Here is a 16,953-nt window from a genome sequence, read left to right as displayed (position 1 = left end):
TGAGGCCATTGGAACTGGGCCACATGTGTCGAAGTCAGCCCATAGTCTGTTTCTGACCTGCACTTTTGATACTCGAACCGCAAGGCGAGAGTGGCAAGCAGTGAGTGGATTCGGTATCGTGGGATCACCTGTGAATCAGATCACTCGAGGGCGAGTTCTCACATCCGAGGGCCTGCCCGACGGACTCGGTCCACCACTGGTCACCTCCGGTGATGATGGACCTCGAACAAAGGAGAACTGGAATGACCTCCAACATTTCAGTGGGAACCGGTGCTGCCCACAGTCAGTCCCAGGAGCCCAGAATGATCCAGATGCTCACCGAAGACGGAAACCGCGTCGAATCCGGTGAATACGACGCCTTCGCCGCAGAACTCACCGATGAGGATCTGCGCGGCTTCTACCGGGACATGGTCCTGGTCCGCCGCATCGACGCCGAGGGAGCCGCCCTGCAGCGTCAGGGACAGCTGGGCCTGTGGGCACCGCTGTTCGGACAGGAGGCAGCCCAGATCGGCATGGGCCGGGCCGCCCGCCCCCAAGACTTCGTCTTCCCCACCTACCGCGAACACGGCCTCGCCTACACCCGCGGTGTCGAACCCGAGACCCTGCTCAGCATCTTCCGCGGTCAGAACCACGGCGGCTGGGATCCCCAGGAGCACCGGTTCCACACGTACACCATCGTCATCGGCTCGCAGACGCTGCACGCCACCGGCTACGCCATGGGTGTGAGCATGGACGGCGACGTCGGCACCGGCGACATCGACCGCGACACCGTGTCCATCGCCTGCTTCGGCGACGGGGCCACCTCGCAGGGCGATGTCTCCGAGGCGCTGACCTTCGCCGGAGCCTTCCACGCCCCGGTCCTGTTCTTCTGCCAGAACAACCAGTGGGCGATCTCCGAGCCCACACACGTCCAGTCCGCGGCACCCCTGTGCAAGCGCGGCGAGGGCTTCGGAGTCCCCGGCATCCGCGTCGACGGCAACGACATCATCGCGATGTACTCCGTCGCCCGCGCCAGCCTCGACTCGGTCCGCGCCGGCAACGGCCCGATGCTCATCGAAGCCTTCACCTACCGTCGTGGCGCCCACACGACCGCCGATGATCCGACGAAGTACCGTGACAAGGCCGAAGAGGAGATCTGGGAGGACCGCGACCCGATCGTCCGCCTCAAGGCCTATCTCGACAAGCACACCGAGACCAGCGAAGAGTTCTTCGCCGAGGTGGACGCCGAAGCCGACACCCTGGCCGCCCGCATCCGCCACAACTGCATGACGATGGAGAACCCCGATCCCATCGAGATGTTCGCCCACGTCACCTCCGAACCCCACTCCCTCGTCGACGAGGAGCGCGCTGAATTCCTGGCGTACCAGGCTTCGTTCGCCGATGCGGGTGAGGCCTGATGGAGAAGCTTCCCCTCTCAAAGGCGATCACCGCCGGAATGCGCAAGGCCATGGAGGACGACCCGAAGGTCGTCCTCATCGGTGAGGACATCGGCAAGCTCGGCGGCGTCTTCCGCGTCACCGAAGGCCTGCAGAAGGACTTCGGTCCGCAGCGCGTCATCGATGCCCCGCTGGCCGAATCCGGCATCGTCGGCACCTCGATCGGCATGGCCATCCGCGGCTACCGACCGGTCATAGAGATCCAGTTCGACGCCTTCATCTTCCCGGCCTACGACCAGATCGTCACCCAGGTGTCGAAGCTGTTCAACCGCACCCTGGGCAAGGAACGCATCCCGATGGTCATCCGGGTGCCCTACGGCGGCGGCATCGGCTCACCCGAACACCACTCGGAGAGCCCGGAGACCGTCTTCGCCCACCATGCTGGTCTGCGCCTGATCTCGCCGTCGAACGCCCACGACGCCTACTGGATGATCCAGGACGCGATCAAGAGCGACGACCCGGTGATGTTCTTCGAACCCAAGCGCCGCTACTGGCTGCGTGGGGACGTCGACACCGCCGATCGCGGGGGAGTGGGCATGCACGATGCCCGCGTCGTCAGCGAAGGCACCGACGTCACCCTCGTCGCCTATGGGCCGCTCATGCCGACCGCCCAGGACGTGGTCGGTGCGGCCGCGGACGAGGGCAAGAGCGTCGAACTCATCGACCTGCGCAGCCTCAGCCCGATCGACTTCACGACGATCGAGAAGTCCGTGCAGAAGACCGGCCGCCTCGTCGTCGCCCATGAGGCCCCGACCTTCCTGGGTCTGGGGTCCGAGATCGCCGCGCGCATCACCGAACGCTGCTTCTTCAACCTCGAGGCTCCTGTCATCCGCGTCGGCGGCTACCACACCCCGTACCCCGGTTCCCGGATGGAAGAGCACTACCTGCCCGACCTCGATCGCATCTTCGACGGTGTCGATCGGGCCCTGTCCTACTGATTACGAGGAGAGTCAAGAATGTCATTCGAATTTCCTCTTCCCGACGTCGGTGAGGGCCTGACCGAAGCCGACATCGTGTCCTGGAAGGTCGCCGCCGGCGACACCGTCACCGTCAACCAGATCCTCGTCGAGATCGAGACCGCGAAGTCCCTCGTCGAACTGCCGAGCCCGCAGGCCGGCACCGTCGACGCCCTTCTCGTCGAGGAGGGGCAGACGATCGAGGTCGGCACCCCGATCATCCGCTTCGGCGGTGCCGATGGCGACACCGGCGCCGAGGCTGCCCCCGCTTCCGCCGGTGCCGCGTCGTCCTCGTCCGGTTCCGCCTCATCTGGGGCTGCTTCGCCGGAGGGGTCTGCTCCCGCCGAGGCTGCCCCCGTTTCCGCGGATGCCGACGGCGGTGCCACGCTCGTCGGCTACGGCGCGAAGGCGACGTCGTCGAAGCGTCGTCCCCGCAAGGGCGGTGCCGTCCCGGCCCCGGCTTCTGCCGCACCAGCTGCGTCGGCCGCACCGTCGGCTCCAGCGTCCGCCCCGGTGCCCGCGGCACCGAATGCGTCGACATCACCTGCACCGGCGGCACCGGATGCGCCGGCCGCCCCCGCACATGGGGCCGCGGCCGAAGCGGCGGCAGGCTCGGCGTCGTCGGGAACCGGCAAGCCGCTGGCGAAGCCGCCCGTCCGCAAGCTCGCGAAGGACCTCGGCGTCGACCTCACTCAGGTCGTGCCCACCGGACCTCGCGGTGATGTGACCCGCGATGACGTGCACGCAGCGGCGAACTCGGCGGCGTCGACCTCAGCCGCGGCGAACCCAGCCGCGTCCCTGACTGCGGGTGCGACGGCACCGGGGGCCGCCTCGGCGAGTGCTTCCGGCGAACTCGAAGAACGGATCCCGTTCAAGGGCGTGACGAAGATGATGGCCAAGGCCATGGTCGATTCGGCGTTCACGATGCCGCATGTCACCGAGTTCCTCGACGTCGACGTCACCGAGACCATGGCAATGGTCCGGAGGCTGAAGTCGACGAAGTTTCTCGGCGAGGACGTCAAGGTCTCACCGCTGCTCATCGTGGCCAAGGCTGTGGCCTGGGCCGCGGGACGCAACCCGCGGATCAACTCGTGCCTCGACGGTGACGAGATCGTCGTCAAGAAGTACGTCAACCTCGGCATCGCCGCGGCCACACCGCGCGGACTCATCGTCCCGAACATCAAGAACGCGCAGGCCATGGGCTTGGGCGAACTCGCTCAGGGCATCCAGGACCTCACGGCGCTGGCGCGGTCGGGCAAGACTCCGCCGGCCGATCAGGCCGGGGGCACGATCACGATCACCAACGTCGGCGTCTTCGGCGTCGATGCGGGCACTCCGATCATCAACCCGGGCGAAGCCGCGATCCTCGCCTTCGGGCAGATTCGGAAGATGCCCTGGGTCGTCGACGACGAGATCGTCCCGCGCGAGATCACGACGCTGTCAGTGAGCGCCGATCATCGAGTCGTCGACGGCGAGATCATCTCGAAGTTCCTCGCCGACGTCGGCCGCGGACTGCAGGACCCGACTCTGCTGCTGGCCTGAGCGCCGGCGGCACCGCGAAACAAGGCCCGAGGTTCCTCGAAACAACGGCAGAGCGCCGAGACCACTGTGTGTACAGGTGTCTCGGCGCTTCGCCGTTGTCTCGGCGCGGGGCCACCGTTGTCTCGTCGCGGGGACGTCATTGACATGGGGCAGTAAGCCCGGCGCGTGGCCGTCGCTTTGACACGGGGCAGCAGGCTCGGCGTGAGGAAAGAACGGGCGGAGACGCTGGAATTCGCGAAACGGCTCAATCCACGCTCGATAGCCCAAGTTCGGAACTGGGCTGCTCAGAGTGGAGTGTGCCGTTTGTGGTCGTCGAAGCCACAGCCGCGACCGCTCAGCCGCTGCTCAGTTATCGAGGTAGGCGCTGTTGTCCTTCGGACTGCCGTCCTTGACCAGCCGCTTGGCCAGGCAGTGATTGCGGTCGAGACCCCATGAGCGGCACTGGTCGAGGGCGGCCTCGGGCTCGCTGTAGCCGGTGTCGACGACGGTCACCCAGTAGCTTCCGTCCTTGTACGACGCCCAGTCGCCGCTGTGAATGAGGATCGAACCCGGGTACTTGACCTTGTTGGCTTCGTATTCGTTGAGGATGTCGGCGGCGGTCCAGGTCTTGCCGTCGGCTTTGAGGCCGACCTTCTTTGCGCTCACCTGCGTCACCCACTCGCCCTCGAGGTCGGCAGCCTTGTCGGTGCCGTCCTTCGTGTACGCGTCGAGCCTGTCCTCGGGCGACTGCGAGGGCTGGACGAGATCGTCGGACGGGCTCGGCGACGGTGAGGCCGGTTCGCTCGAACCGACATCGACGGGAACAGTCCCGGACGAGGGTGCGAGCCACCGGATCCCGAAGAAGGCGACGAGTGCGAGGACCATAACCAGGGCAATGATGACGGCTGTGATCTTGAGTCCGTTGCGCGGTTTCTGCCCGCCCGGCCCGACTGCGGGCGGGAACTGAGGCGGGGGAGGAGTCGGAGGATCCTGCCCGTTCGGCGCCGCAGCAACGAGGCCGTTCGCCGGCCCCTGGGCCCGGTAGGAGGCATCGGTCTGACCAGCGTGTGCAGAGGAGGACTGCTCGTCGAAAGGAGAACGACCGGCCGGGGCGAAGACGTTGCCGGTCCGGGCCTTCGAGATCGACTGCTCCCCGGTGTGCCGTTCGAGGTACTCATAGTAGGTCGAGCTGTCGAAATCGGCAGGCGAACGTCCCGCCTCATTCCCGTACGACGGTGTCTGACCAGCAGAATCGTGGTGATCCTTCTGCCAGTCGTCACTGGTCGCCGGACGAATGCGCGGCCTCTGTGGAACGTCGCTCATCGGGCCTCCGGAGTGCCATATGTGGTGGCAATCATCTTCTTACCTTGGCACGAGTCAGGCGGGCGTTCAACACGATCGCCGGCAGGACATGTTGCCGACGAAAGCCTACTGCGCTTTTCCCCGGGTTGCCTTGAGCCCAGCTGAGAAAGTTCCCGCAGCCGGCTCCGGCAGGTGGCGAAGACCGCATCGGGTGAGGAAGACCGCAGCTCTGCGGCGTGGATTGAATTTGCCCTGGAGCCCGCACTCTCAGTAGGATTGATTCCTGTTGTGTCGTACCAGAACGGTCGTTGATCGATCTGCTAGGACCGACATGGTGCTCACCCACCGCTGCACTCCAGCTTCGGCCATCTCTCACAGGCTACGGCTTCAGCGCTGGTGAGACATCTCGCCCGAACGGGCAAACCTGTTTTGGCGTACACAATTTTCACGGCGGACGTCGCGCACCGAGTTCACTCGATGCGGGTCGGAGGCGGATCGGCTCAGTTCGATTCGATGGCGACCGTGGTCGGGCACGCTCGATCAGGCGGCATTCGCGAGAATTTGTTGATGTCTTCCGACATCGGCGCAAGCGAGCGGGAAGTTCGTCCGCAGGAGCTTGTTTCGAGAGTCGGTAACTTGTGAACTGGAGGAGAGACATGGCAGCAACCTGCCAGGTAACCGGGGCGGTCCCCGGTTTCGGACACAACGTGTCCCACTCGAAGCGCCGCACGAAGCGTCGCTTCAACCCGAATATTCAGAAGAAGCGGTACTACGTTCCGTCTCTGCGCCGCAACGTCACCCTGACCTTGTCCGCCAAGGGCATCAAGGTCATCGACGCGCGCGGAATCGACGCCGTGGTCAATGAACTGATCGCTAAGGGAGTGAAGCTCTGATGGCCAAGGCCCAGGATATTCGTCCCATCATCAAGCTCAAGTCGACCGCCGGCACCGGGTACACCTACGTGACCCGCAAGAACCGCCGCAACAGCCCGGATCGCATCGTGCTCAAGAAGTACGATCCCGTCATCCGCAAGCACGTCGATTTCCGAGAGGAGCGCTGAGCGCACATGGCTAAGAAGTCAAAGATCGCCCGCGACAAGCAGCGTCGCGTCATCGTCGAACGCTATGCAGAGCGCCGCGCCGCTCTCAAGCGTCAGCTGACACACCCCGATTCCACCGACGAGCAGCGCGAGGAGGCACGCCTGGCTCTGCAGAAGCTTCCGCGCGATGCTTCGCCTGTTCGCGTCCGCAATCGTGACCAGGTCGACGGTCGTCCTCGTGGCTACCTCCGGAAGTTCGGACTCTCCCGAGTTCGCTTCCGCGAAATGGCTCACAACGGCGAGTTGCCCGGAATCACCAAGTCAAGCTGGTAATCTCGAGGAAGTTCGTCATCGGAAAAACGGACCGGTGACCGACCGACTTGTCCTAAGGAGGACACTTTTATGGCTAAGAACCGCAGCGAGCTCGTGGCAGAAGTTGCCGAGAAGTCCGGCCTGACCCAGAAGCAGGTCTCGGATGTTCTCGATGGTGTCTTCGACGTCTTCTCCGACGTCGTTGCCAAGGGCGACAAGCTCACCATCCCCGGCTGGCTCTCCGTTGAGCGCACCGAGCGTGCCGCTCGCAAGGGTCGCAACCCGCAGACCGGTGAAGAGATCCAGATCAAGGCCGGCTACTCCGTGAAGCTGTCCGCTGGTTCGAAGCTGAAGGGTGCCGCTGGCAGCCCGAAGTGATCTGCACCCAGCGTCGAATGGCCCGGACCGTTTGGTCCGGGCCATTCGTGTATCCCCGCCGAGGCGGTGCCCAGTACCGCTGCCACCGAACGGTGGGGACACCCGGGCCCGCCCACCCCGCCGCCGAGGTGGCGCCCAGTGCTGCTGCCTATCGAAAGTGCACACGTAGTGATGAAAAACTGTACGTATGCACTTTCGATACCCACTGGCCCCCGTACCCGTCCCGGTCTCGCCGAGGCAGCGCCCCAGCCCGCCTGCGCCGAGGTGGTGCCCCGAGAGCTCGACCACAGCGGCCGCTGCCGGTTGGGTGGGGCCCGCTGCTGAGCGATAAACTTGAGTCATGTCAGAAGGGGCGGTTCGCGCGCAGTGAGTTCACCAGTCTTCGAACCGATCGTCCGGTTCACTCAACGAGCCGCCGTCCCCATCGTGGTCTTCCTCGGCTGCGTCGTCGGTCTCGCCGCTCTCTTCTTCACCGGGGCCGCGAATCCCACCCTGCTCAATGACCCCGGTTCCGTCGTCCGCTTCGGACTGCCGGCGGCGAAGTTCGTCTTCAACACCGCGATGTCCCTGACCGTCGGCGCTCTCATGTTCGCCGTCCTCATCCTCCCGCGCACCGAAGGCCGCAGAAACCGCCGCAAGACGAAGACAGACGAAGCTGCTCGGCTCGATCCGCTGTGGACGAAGGCGCTGACGATCGCCGAGTACTCCTCCGTGGCATGGACACTCTCAGCGGTCGCCGTCCTCGTGTTCTCGTTCGTCGACACCGTCGGGGCTCAGGCCTACCTTGACTTCTCGAACCAGCTCGGTGTCTTCGTCACCCAGATCGCCTACGGGCAGCTGTGGGTGCTCATCGTCGTGCTCATCGCCGTCGCCTCGACGCTGTGCTTCGGCACCCGCTCCCACCTCGGCATCGCCGTCGCCGGGGTCCTCGGGGTGGGCGTGATGATCCCCCTGGCCCTGATGGGCCACTCTGCCGAGGCCTCCGGGCACACTCAGGCCGTGAACAGCCTCGGCCTCCACATCTTCGGCGCCACCATCTGGATGGGCGGTCTCTTCGTCATCGCTCTCCTCGGTGCCGGGCTCGCCCGGTCGAACAATCTGCAGGCGGTCATCCGCAGGTATTCGACCGCCGCCCTCATCGCCTTCTGCCTCATCGTCTTCTCCGGTGTGGTCAATGCGCTCCTGCGTGTGCACAGTCTCGACGATCTCATGACCCCCTACGGGGAGGTCATCATCGCGAAGGTCTTCGCGACGGTCCTGCTCGGTCTCGTCGGATTCTGGCACCGTCGGTTCGTCATCGCACGCTTGGGCACAGCCGCCTCGGCGACGATGGAATTCTGGCGCCTCATCACCGTCGAATTCATCATCTTCGGTGCCACGATGGGACTCGCGGTCGCGCTTGCGCGATCTCAGCCGCCGGTGTCGCAGGAGCCGGTGGGCAACCCCACCCCGGCCGAGATCCTCACCGGCGATCCGCTGCCGCCGGCACCGAACTTCGCACGGTACTTCAGCGAATGGTCGATCGATCCGCTGTGGATCGCGATCGCCGCGGGCACCTCGATCGCCTATATCGTCGGTTTCATCAATCTCCGCCGCCGAGGTGACCGCTGGCCGGTGCTGCGCCTGATCAGCTGGCTGGTCGGCATGGCCTTCCTCGTCTACGTCACCTCCGCCGGTCCCCGGGTCTACGGTGAGGTTCAGTTCTCGGCGCACATGATCGAGCACATGCTCCTGGTGATGGTGGTGCCGTTGCCGATGGTCCTCGGCGCTCCGATCACGATGCTCATGCGGGCGACGAAGGCGCGGCAGGACGGTTCGGTCGGTGTCCGCGAATGGGTGCTGTGGCTCGTCCACACCCCGTATCTGCGCTTCTTCGCGAACCCGATCGTGGCGAGCGTGAACTTCGCCGGTTCGCTCGTCGTCTTCTACTACTCGGGCATTATGTTCTACGCCCTGGACACGCACATCGGGCACGAGCTGATGATCGCCCACTTCCTCGGTGCGGGGTACATGTTCGGTTCCGTGCTCATCGGCATCGATCCCGGGGTCAGGCGCCCGGTCTACCCGATGCGCCTCGTCATGCTGCTGGTGACCATGGCCTTCCACGCGTTCTTCGGCATCTCGATCATGAGCTCCAATGTGCTCATCGCCGGCGACTGGTTCGGCAATATCGGCGCCGACTGGGGTTATACGGCGATCGAGAACCAGCAGCTCGGAGGTGCCATCGCCTGGGGCATCGGCGAGATACCGACGCTGTTCGTGGCGATCATGGTCGGTCTGCAGTGGTCGAGGTCCTCTGATCGGGAGGCCAAGCGCATCGACCGGCGCGAGGACCGCACCGACGATGCCGAGCTGCGCGCCTACAACGAGATGCTCGCCTCGATGGCCGAACGCGACTCGAAGATGGACGGTCGGCGCCGCTGAGCCTGGGTCCCGTGTCGGGCCGGGTTTCGGCTCGGAGAGGTGCGGGCGGCGGAACGGCCGGCAGCCTCGGCGATGGGATCGGCCACACCGCCCCGGTGGGGGATGTCGGCATCGGCACTGGCGGCCACCTCGGCGGTGGATCGGCCGCACCGCCCCGGTGGGGATCGGCTCTGCTCACGGCGAAATGCTGCCGCGTCTGACTGTGCACATCCGATGTGCACGAATACATACCGGAAATTCTCGGATTCCACCCAGGAAAGCGCCCGAAACTTCGTAATGTGGCGCACACTGTTGCTTGGATGAGAAAAATATCCCTGCGTCGCCGTGCCACGGCACGGACAGGAATCGTCGGCCGCATCGAAGCGGTCCGCGATGACCAGTCCGTCGTGCCGCCGGCGCACATGCAAGTCGATTCGCGCATCAAAGGTGACGCGGATTGTGGAATCGAAGGAGTCACATGAGTTCCCAGAACAACACGGAGAGGAAGTCGATCCGCGCGAAGCTGAGCAAGGTCGTCGCCGCCTCGATGGCCGGGACGGTCGTCGAATGGTACGAGTTCTTCCTCTACGGCTCGGCAGCCACGCTCGTTTTCAACCACGTCCTGTTTCCGCCCTCGGACAACCCGCTGACGCCGATCATCGCCGGTTTCGCGACGTACGCGGTCGGCTTCATCGCCCGTCCGTTCGGCGGCATCGTCTTCGGACACTTCGGCGATAAATACGGGCGAAAGAAGCTGCTGCAGCTGTCGATCATCCTCGTCGGTGCGGCCACATTCCTTATGGGCTGCCTGCCGACCTATTCGGCGATCGGCGTCTTCGCTCCGATCCTCCTCGTGCTTCTCCGCGTCGTCCAGGGCTTCGCGGTCGGCGGTGAGTGGGGCGGTGCCGTCCTGCTTGTGGCCGAGCACTCGCCGAACAAGTCGCGCGGCTTCTGGGCCTCCTGGCCGCAGTCGGGTGTTCCTCTGGGCAATCTGCTGGCCACCGCTGTGCTGTTCATTCTCACCGCGACGCTCACCGAAGAGCACTTCCTGTCCTGGGGCTGGAGGGTCGCCTTCTGGCTCTCGGCCGTCATCGTCCTCATCGGTTACTACATCCGCACCCGCGTCTCCGACGCTCCGATCTTCGACGAGGTCCAGGCCGAGGAGATCGAGGAAGGCGTCGACTACGGCATCAAGGCAGTGTTCAAGCGCTACCCCCGTGAGGTCTTCGCCGCAATGGGCCTGCGCTTCGTCGAGAACATCCACTACTACCTCGTCGTGACGTTCTCGATCACCTATCTCAGCGTCGTCGTCAAGATCGAATCCAATGAGATCCTCGGCCTCCTGCTCGGTGCGCACGCGATTCATGCGATTCTTGTGCCCTGTGTTGGTGCGTTGGCCGACAAAGTCGGTCGCAAGCTGCCCTATGGCGTCGGCATCGTCCTCACTGCGAGCTGGGGCTTCTTCGCCTTCCCGATGTTCGACACGGCGAAGCCGGGAATGATCTTCCTCGGTCTGCTGATCGGACTGATCTTCCACGCGCTGATGTACGCTGGTCAGCCGGCGATCATGGCCGAGATGTTCCCGACCCGGATGCGCAACTCCGGTGTGTCGACCGGCTATCAGGTGACCGCGATCGTCGCAGGCTCGTTCGCTCCGATCATCGCCTCTGCGCTGCTCGACAAGTTCGATTCGTCGGTGCCGATCGCCATCTACCTGCTCGTCGCTGCCGCGATCTCCCTGGTCGCGCTGCTGTTCACGCGGGAGACCAAGGGCATCGACCTGCGCTCGCTCGACCACGCGGACAAGGTCCGGCGCGGAGTCGTCTGAGCGACCGGACTGCACCAGTCGGGTTGAGCTGATCGGACTGCACCGGTCGGGTCGAGCCGACCGCGCTGAGCCGATGACGGCGCGACGAGGCGGTGTCGGCCGATGCCAGCGCCGCCTCGTCGTCCGTCGAGGTCCATGGTATACGTGCACCAGTGAGGCGAAATGCGCCACCGGGCCCGCGCCGCCGGACCTGCACCGCACCACCGGGGACTGCACCACTGAACCGAATCGCTGAACCGAAACCACCGAACCGAAGCACGAAAGGGACATCCCATGGGAGAACTCTCGAACAGGCGCGCACTTGTCACCGGCGGAGCCTCCGGGCTCGGCCGCGCCATCTGCGAGGCCTTCGCCGGGGCAGGCGCCCATGTCATGGTCGCCGACGTCGACGCAGAGTCAGCAGCTGCGGTGGCCGGTGAGATCGGCGGCGAAGCGTGGGCAGTCAACCTCGCGGACACCTCGGCGCTGGATGGGATCGACCTCGACGTCGACATCCTCGTCAACAACGCGGGTATTCAGCGGATCCACCCGATCATCGAATTCCCGCTCGAGGAATGGCGCCTGATCAGCACGCTCATGCTCGAATCGCCGTTCGTGCTCACGAAGGCCGCGCTGCCGACGATGTACGAACGCGGTTGGGGGCGCATCATCAACCTCTCCTCGGTCCACGGACTGCGCGCCTCGGCGAACAAATCCGCCTATGTCGCGGCCAAGCACGGGCTGATGGGACTGACGAAGACCACGGCGCTCGAGGCCGGACCGCACGGTGTGACCTGCAATGCGATCAATCCCGGCTATGTGCTCACGCCCCTGGTCAAGGGGCAGATCGCCGACCAGGCGAAGACGAACGGCATCAGCGAGGACGAGGTCCTCGAACAGGTCTTCCTCGGCCACTCCGCCGTGCCGAAGCTCGCCGAACCCGAGGACGTCGCGGCGATCGCGCTCTTCCTCGCCGGTGACAATGCCGCCGTCATCAACGGCAGCGCCCACAGCATCGATGGAGGCTGGTCCGCCGCCTGACCCACCCCTCAATTGCTACCCGACGGCGGCCCAGCAACCTGGCGCCAGGTATCTGGGCCGCCGTCAGGTAGCAAATCAGAGGACTTCGAGGACGCTTCGGACTCCCGCGTTGCGCAGAGATTCGTGGCGCACCGAGGCCCAGTAGGAGACCTTCTTCGAGAACAGCTCCGGCAGCACCTGCACCAGCCGTGAATTGTCGCGGGCGAGGAAGTCCGGCAGGATCCCGATCCCCACCCCGTGCGAGGTGGCGAGCACATGCGCATGCACCGAGGTCGAACGGAAGAATCCGGTGCTGCGCGGCAGAGCATCGGCCGCCTCGTCGAGGTCATCGACCTGCAGCGAGTTCTCGATGTAGTAGATCATCCGATGATCGGCCAGATCGTCGAGCGTCTGCGGCATTGAATGCGCGGCGACGTAGTCCTGCGAGGCGTAGAGCGCGAGCCGGTAGTCGCGGATGTGCTTGGCGATCGACCGCGGGGCATCCGGGCGACCGACGACGATCTCGATGTCGACGCCCGAACGGTACTGGCGGGCCCGCTGGGTGGCCGTGATGAGTTCGATCTGCAGCCCGGGATGCCGCCGCTGGAGTTCCGTGAGCGCGGGGACCGCGTATTCGAGCGCAAAGGCCTGCGGGCAGGCCAGTCGGATCGTCCCGGCCAGCGCCGAGGTCTGATGCGCGTCAATCCGCCCGAGTGCGGCCTCGATGTCCTCGGCGATCGGCAGCAGCTGACGTCCGCCGGCGCTGAGTTCCCACCCGTCGGGGGAGGCCACGAGCACCCGTTCGCCGTAGGCCTTCTCGAGCGCGGCGATGCGCCGGGACACGGTCGTGTGGTTGAGGCCGAGGCTGTGTGCGGCGGCCGTGAACTTGCCCAGGCGGGCGACCGCGAGAAGGGTGAGCAGATCCTCGGGGGCGATCTGCGGACCGGATCCGCCGGGTGCATAGGAGGCCATAGTGCTCCCATTCTATCTGCGTGCGCGCACATAACCGGTGCGCAAGAGGTAACGGCAGCCTCAGGCGTCGCGGTGTCGACTGGCGTAATGTGAGAGAGAACACTGCACACGAGCAGAACATGATGCGAGGAGGCATATTATGTCGACGATTGGATGGGTCGGACTGGGAAACATGGGCCGCCCGATGACTGCGAACCTGGTCAAGGCCGGCCACACCGTCAAGGGATTCGATCTCGTAGAGATCGCCGTCAAGGAAGCCGCCGAACACGGCGTCACGCCCGTGAGTTCCATCGCCGAGGCGGTCGCCGGTGCGGACATCGTCTTCACAATGCTGCCCAAGGGTGAGCATGCCCGCGCCGTCTACCTCGAAACCGACGGCGTCCTGGCGCACGCGGACACGTCCACTCTGCTCGTCGATTCCTCGACGATCGACTTCGACTCCGCTCGCGCTCTGCACGCCGAGGCGGCCAAGGCCGGGTTCCGCTTCGTCGACGGGCCGGTGTCCGGCGGCATCAGCGGCGCCGAGGCGGGCACCCTGACCTTCATGCTCGGCGGGACCGAGGCCGATGTCGCCGAGGCGAAGACATTCATCGAGCCGATGGCCGGAAACATCTTCCACGCCGGCGGCGAAGCTGCAGGTCAGGCCGCCAAGATCGTCAACAACATGATGCTCTCGATCAGCCTGCAGGGCGTCGTCGAAGGCGCCGTGCTTGCCGAGCGCCTCGGCCTGGATGCGACGACCATCTACGACATCGCGAAGGTCTCATCGGGTGACTCCTGGCCGCTGCGCACCTGGTACCCGGTTCCCGGAGTGACCGAGACCTCCGCGGCGAACAATGCCTTCAAGCCCGGGTTCGCCACGGCGCTCATGCACAAGGACGTCGGACTCGCCCTCGCCGGTGCCGAGACCGCGGGCATCGACCTTCCGGCCGCGAAGCTCGTCCACGAGCAGCTGCAAAAGCTCGTCGATGCCGGTCTCGAAGGCCTCGACACCTCGGCGCTGATCAAGAACATCGACCCGAAGGCCAAAGGCCTGCCGGAGTAGGTCACAAGGTCGGGTTGCCGCTGGCCCGGGCCGCTGAACCGGCCGAGACGGCACCCCAGGTGGCCCCGCGAGCACCGAAGCAACACCGAGTTGCGGACGATCCGTGCGGAGAAATCGCGATGATTTCAACACGGATCGTCCGCAATTCGTCGCTGCGCGTCTCTCGCCACGCCCGCCACCCCACCACCCGTGCCCCTCCAGCTACGGCCGCGCCGGTCCCATCCGACCTGAAACTTGCCGCGGCTCGTGGAAGACTGGAGGCATGAGTACGCCTGATTCTCCTTCCTCCCTCACTCCCGAAGTCATCGCCGCCATCACCGGCAACCTCGACGAGGTGGCTGACCGTGCCCGCGCCGCCGCGGAGGCGAGCGGCCGCAGTGGGGACGATGTACAGGTGCTGTTGGCGACGAAGACGCAGCCGGCGGAGAAGATCCGGGTCGCCCTCGAGCACGGGTTCACCCTCATCGGTGAGAACAAGGTCCAGGAGATCACCGGCAAAGCTGACGAGCTCGCCGACCTCAACCCCGAGACTCACCTCATCGGCCCCCTGCAGAAGAACAAGGTCAACCACACTCTGCGTCATGCACAGTGCATCCAGTCGGTCGACAACCTCGCACTCGCCGAGAAGATCAACAACCGCCTCGACGTGCTCAAGACGACCGTCGACGCCTTCGTCCAGGTCAACACCTCCCGCGAGGACTCGAAGTTCGGAGTCGCCCCCGAAGACGCCGAGGCGCTCATCACCGAGATTCGGTCACTCGACCGGATCCGGCTGCGCGGACTGATGACCATCGGCCTGCCCGGCAGCAGCGCCGACGAGATCCGTCCCAGCTACGCGGATCTGCGCGAACTCAGCCAACGACTGCGCGATGCCGATGTCCTCCCCGCCGAGGCGGTCGAACTGTCGATGGGCATGAGCAACGATTTCGAACTCGCGATCGCCGAAGGGGCGACGATGGTCCGTGTCGGATCGAGCGTCTTCGGCGCCCGCGACTATTCCTAGGCGCGCCCGCCCGCAGCGTGCACGGCGGGAAGACGCGACCGTTCCGCCCTCAGCGCGCCCACCCGAGACACGTTCGCCTGAGCCGCGGCCGCGTCCCGACGCGCTCGCCCCTCAGCCCCGCGCGAACACCCTCCGCAGTCCCTCGATGAGCTCGCCGCGCCAGCACGCGAAGTCGTGCCCGCCTTCGTAGACCGACAACGAAGTGGCGAACCCGCGACCGTCGAGCACCTCGACCAGCCGACTGGCACGGTCGACCATGGGTCCTTCCCGCCGGCCCACGGCGAGGTGGAACTCCCGCGTACCCGCCCCCGCGCCCGGTTCGAGGAATCGTCGGGTGGTCCAATCGTCCCCGTCGATGCTCGCCAGATCCGCCGGAGTCGCGGTCCCGCCGGGGCTCCACCACAGCGAAGGGGAGTGGGCGAGCACGGCATCGAAGGCACCGGGGCACGTCTGAGCCATGAGCAGGGCCGAGAGCCCGCCGAGGCTCTGCCCGCCGATGATCCGACGTGCACCGGCCGGCAGCGCAGAACCCCACACGGCCGCTTCGGCTTCGATCTCGGGAACGAGCTCGGCGGCGACGCTGCGCAGGAACTGATCGTTGCCGGCCAGCGTGTGCGTCCGCTCGGCCGTCGAGTAGGTGCCGATGCCGATGATGATGAGTCCGGGAAGCCCGGCCGCCTCCACGGCCCGGGCGACGCCGAGGTGGTCGAACCACTGTCTGCCGTCGAAGAGCACGAGAACTCCGGCCGCCGGTGTGCTCGGCAGAGACACCCGCACCGGGTGCTTCTCGCCGTCGATCTCACGGTCGGCTGCGATCATGAGGGTCGGTTCAGCACGATCCATCCCAGGACCCTCGCCGAGGTGGGTCCCGCCTGCCTCGTCGAGAGCGCCCGTGACATTGTTGTCCGAAGCAGGCACGCCGGTTACGTCGACCCCCGAGGCAGGCGCGCCCGCTCCACGCGCTCCGTCGAACAGCCACACGCTGTGATCGGGGGCGAGCGGGGCCGAGAACACCGATGAGCCCTCGCCGTCACCCGGCTGATCCGGTCGGGTGAGAGGGGGATCGGGATTGAACGGGTCGACGAGCACTGGCGGCCCAGGTCGGCCCGGGCCGCCCAACGGCGGGGCGACCTCCTCATGAGATGGACTGAAGCCGTAGGAACAGCGCAGATCGGCGGGCAGATGCAGCGTCACGCCCCAGATGCCGGTGCCCGGGACCCGGGACATGATGCCCGCAGCCTGCCGGTCCTTGTCCGTGACCCGGTTCGCCGCGAGCCGGACGCTGCGGACCTGCACATCGGTGGACCGGTAGAGGAACGTGACATCGCGCAGGTCAGGATCGGTCACGCATGGATCGACCAGCGGTGTGCCCCGCAGAGCGATCTGATCCCAGAACCGCTGTTCGCGCTCGCTTGCGCAGTCGGACTCCTCGCCTATACGGCCTGGATCCTCGCCCGCTCTGCCGGTTCTCTCGCCGGCACTGCCTGCCTCCGCAGTGTCGGGCTCAGAGAAGTCATCGAGGATGTCGGAGAAGCGCACGCAGTGATCCTTGCAGGTCGGAGTGGGCAACAGGCCTCGTCACCGTGTCGAGGGGCGATGCCGCCCCTGAGGAGCGGCGTCCCACCGGAAGCGAGGAATATCGCATTTCGGACAGTCGACCCGGTCGATTGGACAAGCCGACTGACAGCATTGCTAGTCTACGTGATTAGGTTAGGCTCACCAATTGGTCGGAGGGAATTCCGGCCCGCCGACCCCGAAT

The 16,953-nt window shown here is 65.6% G+C and carries 15 protein-coding genes; 12 read left to right on the top strand and 3 right to left on the bottom strand.

What is annotated here, in order from left to right:
* Nucleotides 1-242: 242 nt before the first annotated feature.
* The 3 genes from pdhA to HK401_RS13280 are packed head-to-tail and all read left to right on the top strand — an operon-like array spanning nucleotide 243 to nucleotide 3,934.
* Nucleotides 243-1,397, top strand: coding sequence for a pyruvate dehydrogenase (acetyl-transferring) E1 component subunit alpha (gene pdhA / locus HK401_RS13290; RefSeq protein ID WP_181275135.1), 1,155 nt, complete (start codon nucleotides 243-245; stop codon nucleotides 1,395-1,397).
* The gene (locus tag HK401_RS13285) at nucleotides 1,397-2,374 is read left to right on the top strand and encodes an alpha-ketoacid dehydrogenase subunit beta (protein ID WP_181275134.1); all 978 of its coding nucleotides are present in this window, start codon (nucleotides 1,397-1,399) and stop codon (nucleotides 2,372-2,374) included. Before pdhA ends, HK401_RS13285 begins: the two co-directional genes overlap by 1 nt.
* 18 nt (nucleotides 2,375-2,392) lie before the next feature.
* Nucleotides 2,393-3,934 (top strand): dihydrolipoamide acetyltransferase family protein, encoded by a 1,542-nt coding sequence (locus HK401_RS13280; RefSeq protein ID WP_181275133.1) that lies wholly within the window; start codon nucleotides 2,393-2,395, stop codon nucleotides 3,932-3,934.
* A gap of 345 nt (nucleotides 3,935-4,279) precedes the next feature.
* Here the strand turns inward: HK401_RS13280 and HK401_RS13275 are convergent, their stop codons facing one another.
* Nucleotides 4,280-5,236, bottom strand: a complete 957-nt coding sequence (locus tag HK401_RS13275; RefSeq protein WP_181275132.1) for a protein kinase — start codon at nucleotides 5,234-5,236, stop codon at nucleotides 4,280-4,282.
* Nucleotides 5,237-5,871: 635 nt separating this feature from the next.
* On the opposite strand from HK401_RS13275, the gene rpmB reads away from it, so the two are divergent.
* The 7 genes from rpmB to HK401_RS13240 all read left to right on the top strand — a co-directional run bounded on the left by rpmB (nucleotide 5,872) and on the right by HK401_RS13240 (nucleotide 12,195).
* Nucleotides 5,872-6,108, top strand: coding sequence for a 50S ribosomal protein L28 (gene rpmB, locus HK401_RS13270; RefSeq protein ID WP_025779147.1), 237 nt, complete (start codon nucleotides 5,872-5,874; stop codon nucleotides 6,106-6,108).
* Nucleotides 6,108-6,275: a 50S ribosomal protein L33 gene (gene rpmG / locus HK401_RS13265; RefSeq protein WP_166974887.1), complete on the top strand. Its 168-nt coding sequence runs from the start codon at nucleotides 6,108-6,110 to the stop codon at nucleotides 6,273-6,275. Before rpmB ends, rpmG begins: the two co-directional genes overlap by 1 nt.
* Before the next feature lie 6 nt (nucleotides 6,276-6,281).
* Nucleotides 6,282-6,587: a 30S ribosomal protein S14 gene (gene rpsN / locus HK401_RS13260; protein ID WP_166974885.1), complete on the top strand. Its 306-nt coding sequence runs from the start codon at nucleotides 6,282-6,284 to the stop codon at nucleotides 6,585-6,587.
* 69 nt (nucleotides 6,588-6,656) lie between these two features.
* On the top strand, nucleotides 6,657-6,944 hold the full coding sequence (locus HK401_RS13255) for an HU family DNA-binding protein (protein ID WP_166974882.1): 288 nt from the start codon (nucleotides 6,657-6,659) through the stop codon (nucleotides 6,942-6,944).
* 366 nt (nucleotides 6,945-7,310) lie between these two features.
* Nucleotides 7,311-9,368 (top strand): bifunctional copper resistance protein CopD/cytochrome c oxidase assembly protein, encoded by a 2,058-nt coding sequence (locus HK401_RS13250; protein ID WP_181275131.1) that lies wholly within the window; start codon nucleotides 7,311-7,313, stop codon nucleotides 9,366-9,368.
* A 457-nt stretch (nucleotides 9,369-9,825) separates the two neighbouring features.
* Nucleotides 9,826-11,175, top strand: coding sequence for an MFS transporter (locus HK401_RS13245; protein WP_219921926.1), 1,350 nt, complete (start codon nucleotides 9,826-9,828; stop codon nucleotides 11,173-11,175).
* Between the two features lie 273 nt (nucleotides 11,176-11,448).
* Nucleotides 11,449-12,195, top strand: coding sequence for a 3-hydroxybutyrate dehydrogenase (locus HK401_RS13240; protein WP_181275130.1), 747 nt, complete (start codon nucleotides 11,449-11,451; stop codon nucleotides 12,193-12,195).
* 75 nt (nucleotides 12,196-12,270) lie between these two features.
* On the opposite strand, the gene HK401_RS13235 is transcribed toward HK401_RS13240, so the two are convergent.
* Nucleotides 12,271-13,146, bottom strand: coding sequence for a LysR family transcriptional regulator (locus HK401_RS13235; protein WP_181275129.1), 876 nt, complete (start codon nucleotides 13,144-13,146; stop codon nucleotides 12,271-12,273).
* A 139-nt stretch (nucleotides 13,147-13,285) separates the two neighbouring features.
* Here HK401_RS13235 and mmsB point away from each other — a divergent pair, with 139 nt between their 5' ends.
* Complete coding sequence (gene mmsB / locus HK401_RS13230; RefSeq protein WP_181275128.1) at nucleotides 13,286-14,191, top strand: 3-hydroxyisobutyrate dehydrogenase; 906 nt, start codon at nucleotides 13,286-13,288, stop codon at nucleotides 14,189-14,191.
* 262 nt (nucleotides 14,192-14,453) lie between these two features.
* Complete coding sequence (locus HK401_RS13225) at nucleotides 14,454-15,194, top strand: YggS family pyridoxal phosphate-dependent enzyme (RefSeq protein WP_181275127.1); 741 nt, start codon at nucleotides 14,454-14,456, stop codon at nucleotides 15,192-15,194.
* Between the two features lie 111 nt (nucleotides 15,195-15,305).
* Here HK401_RS13225 and HK401_RS13220 read toward each other — a convergent pair whose 3' ends face one another.
* On the bottom strand, nucleotides 15,306-16,733 hold the full coding sequence (locus tag HK401_RS13220) for an alpha/beta hydrolase-fold protein (protein WP_181275126.1): 1,428 nt from the start codon (nucleotides 16,731-16,733) through the stop codon (nucleotides 15,306-15,308).
* Nucleotides 16,734-16,953 lie beyond the last annotated feature (220 nt).

Origin of the sequence: Brevibacterium oceani (genome assembly GCF_013623835.1) — a bacterium.
GTDB lineage: Bacteria > Actinomycetota > Actinomycetes > Actinomycetales > Brevibacteriaceae > Brevibacterium > Brevibacterium oceani.
Note: the sequence above shows the minus strand (reverse complement) of the source record. Positions and strands in the feature narration are given on the sequence as shown.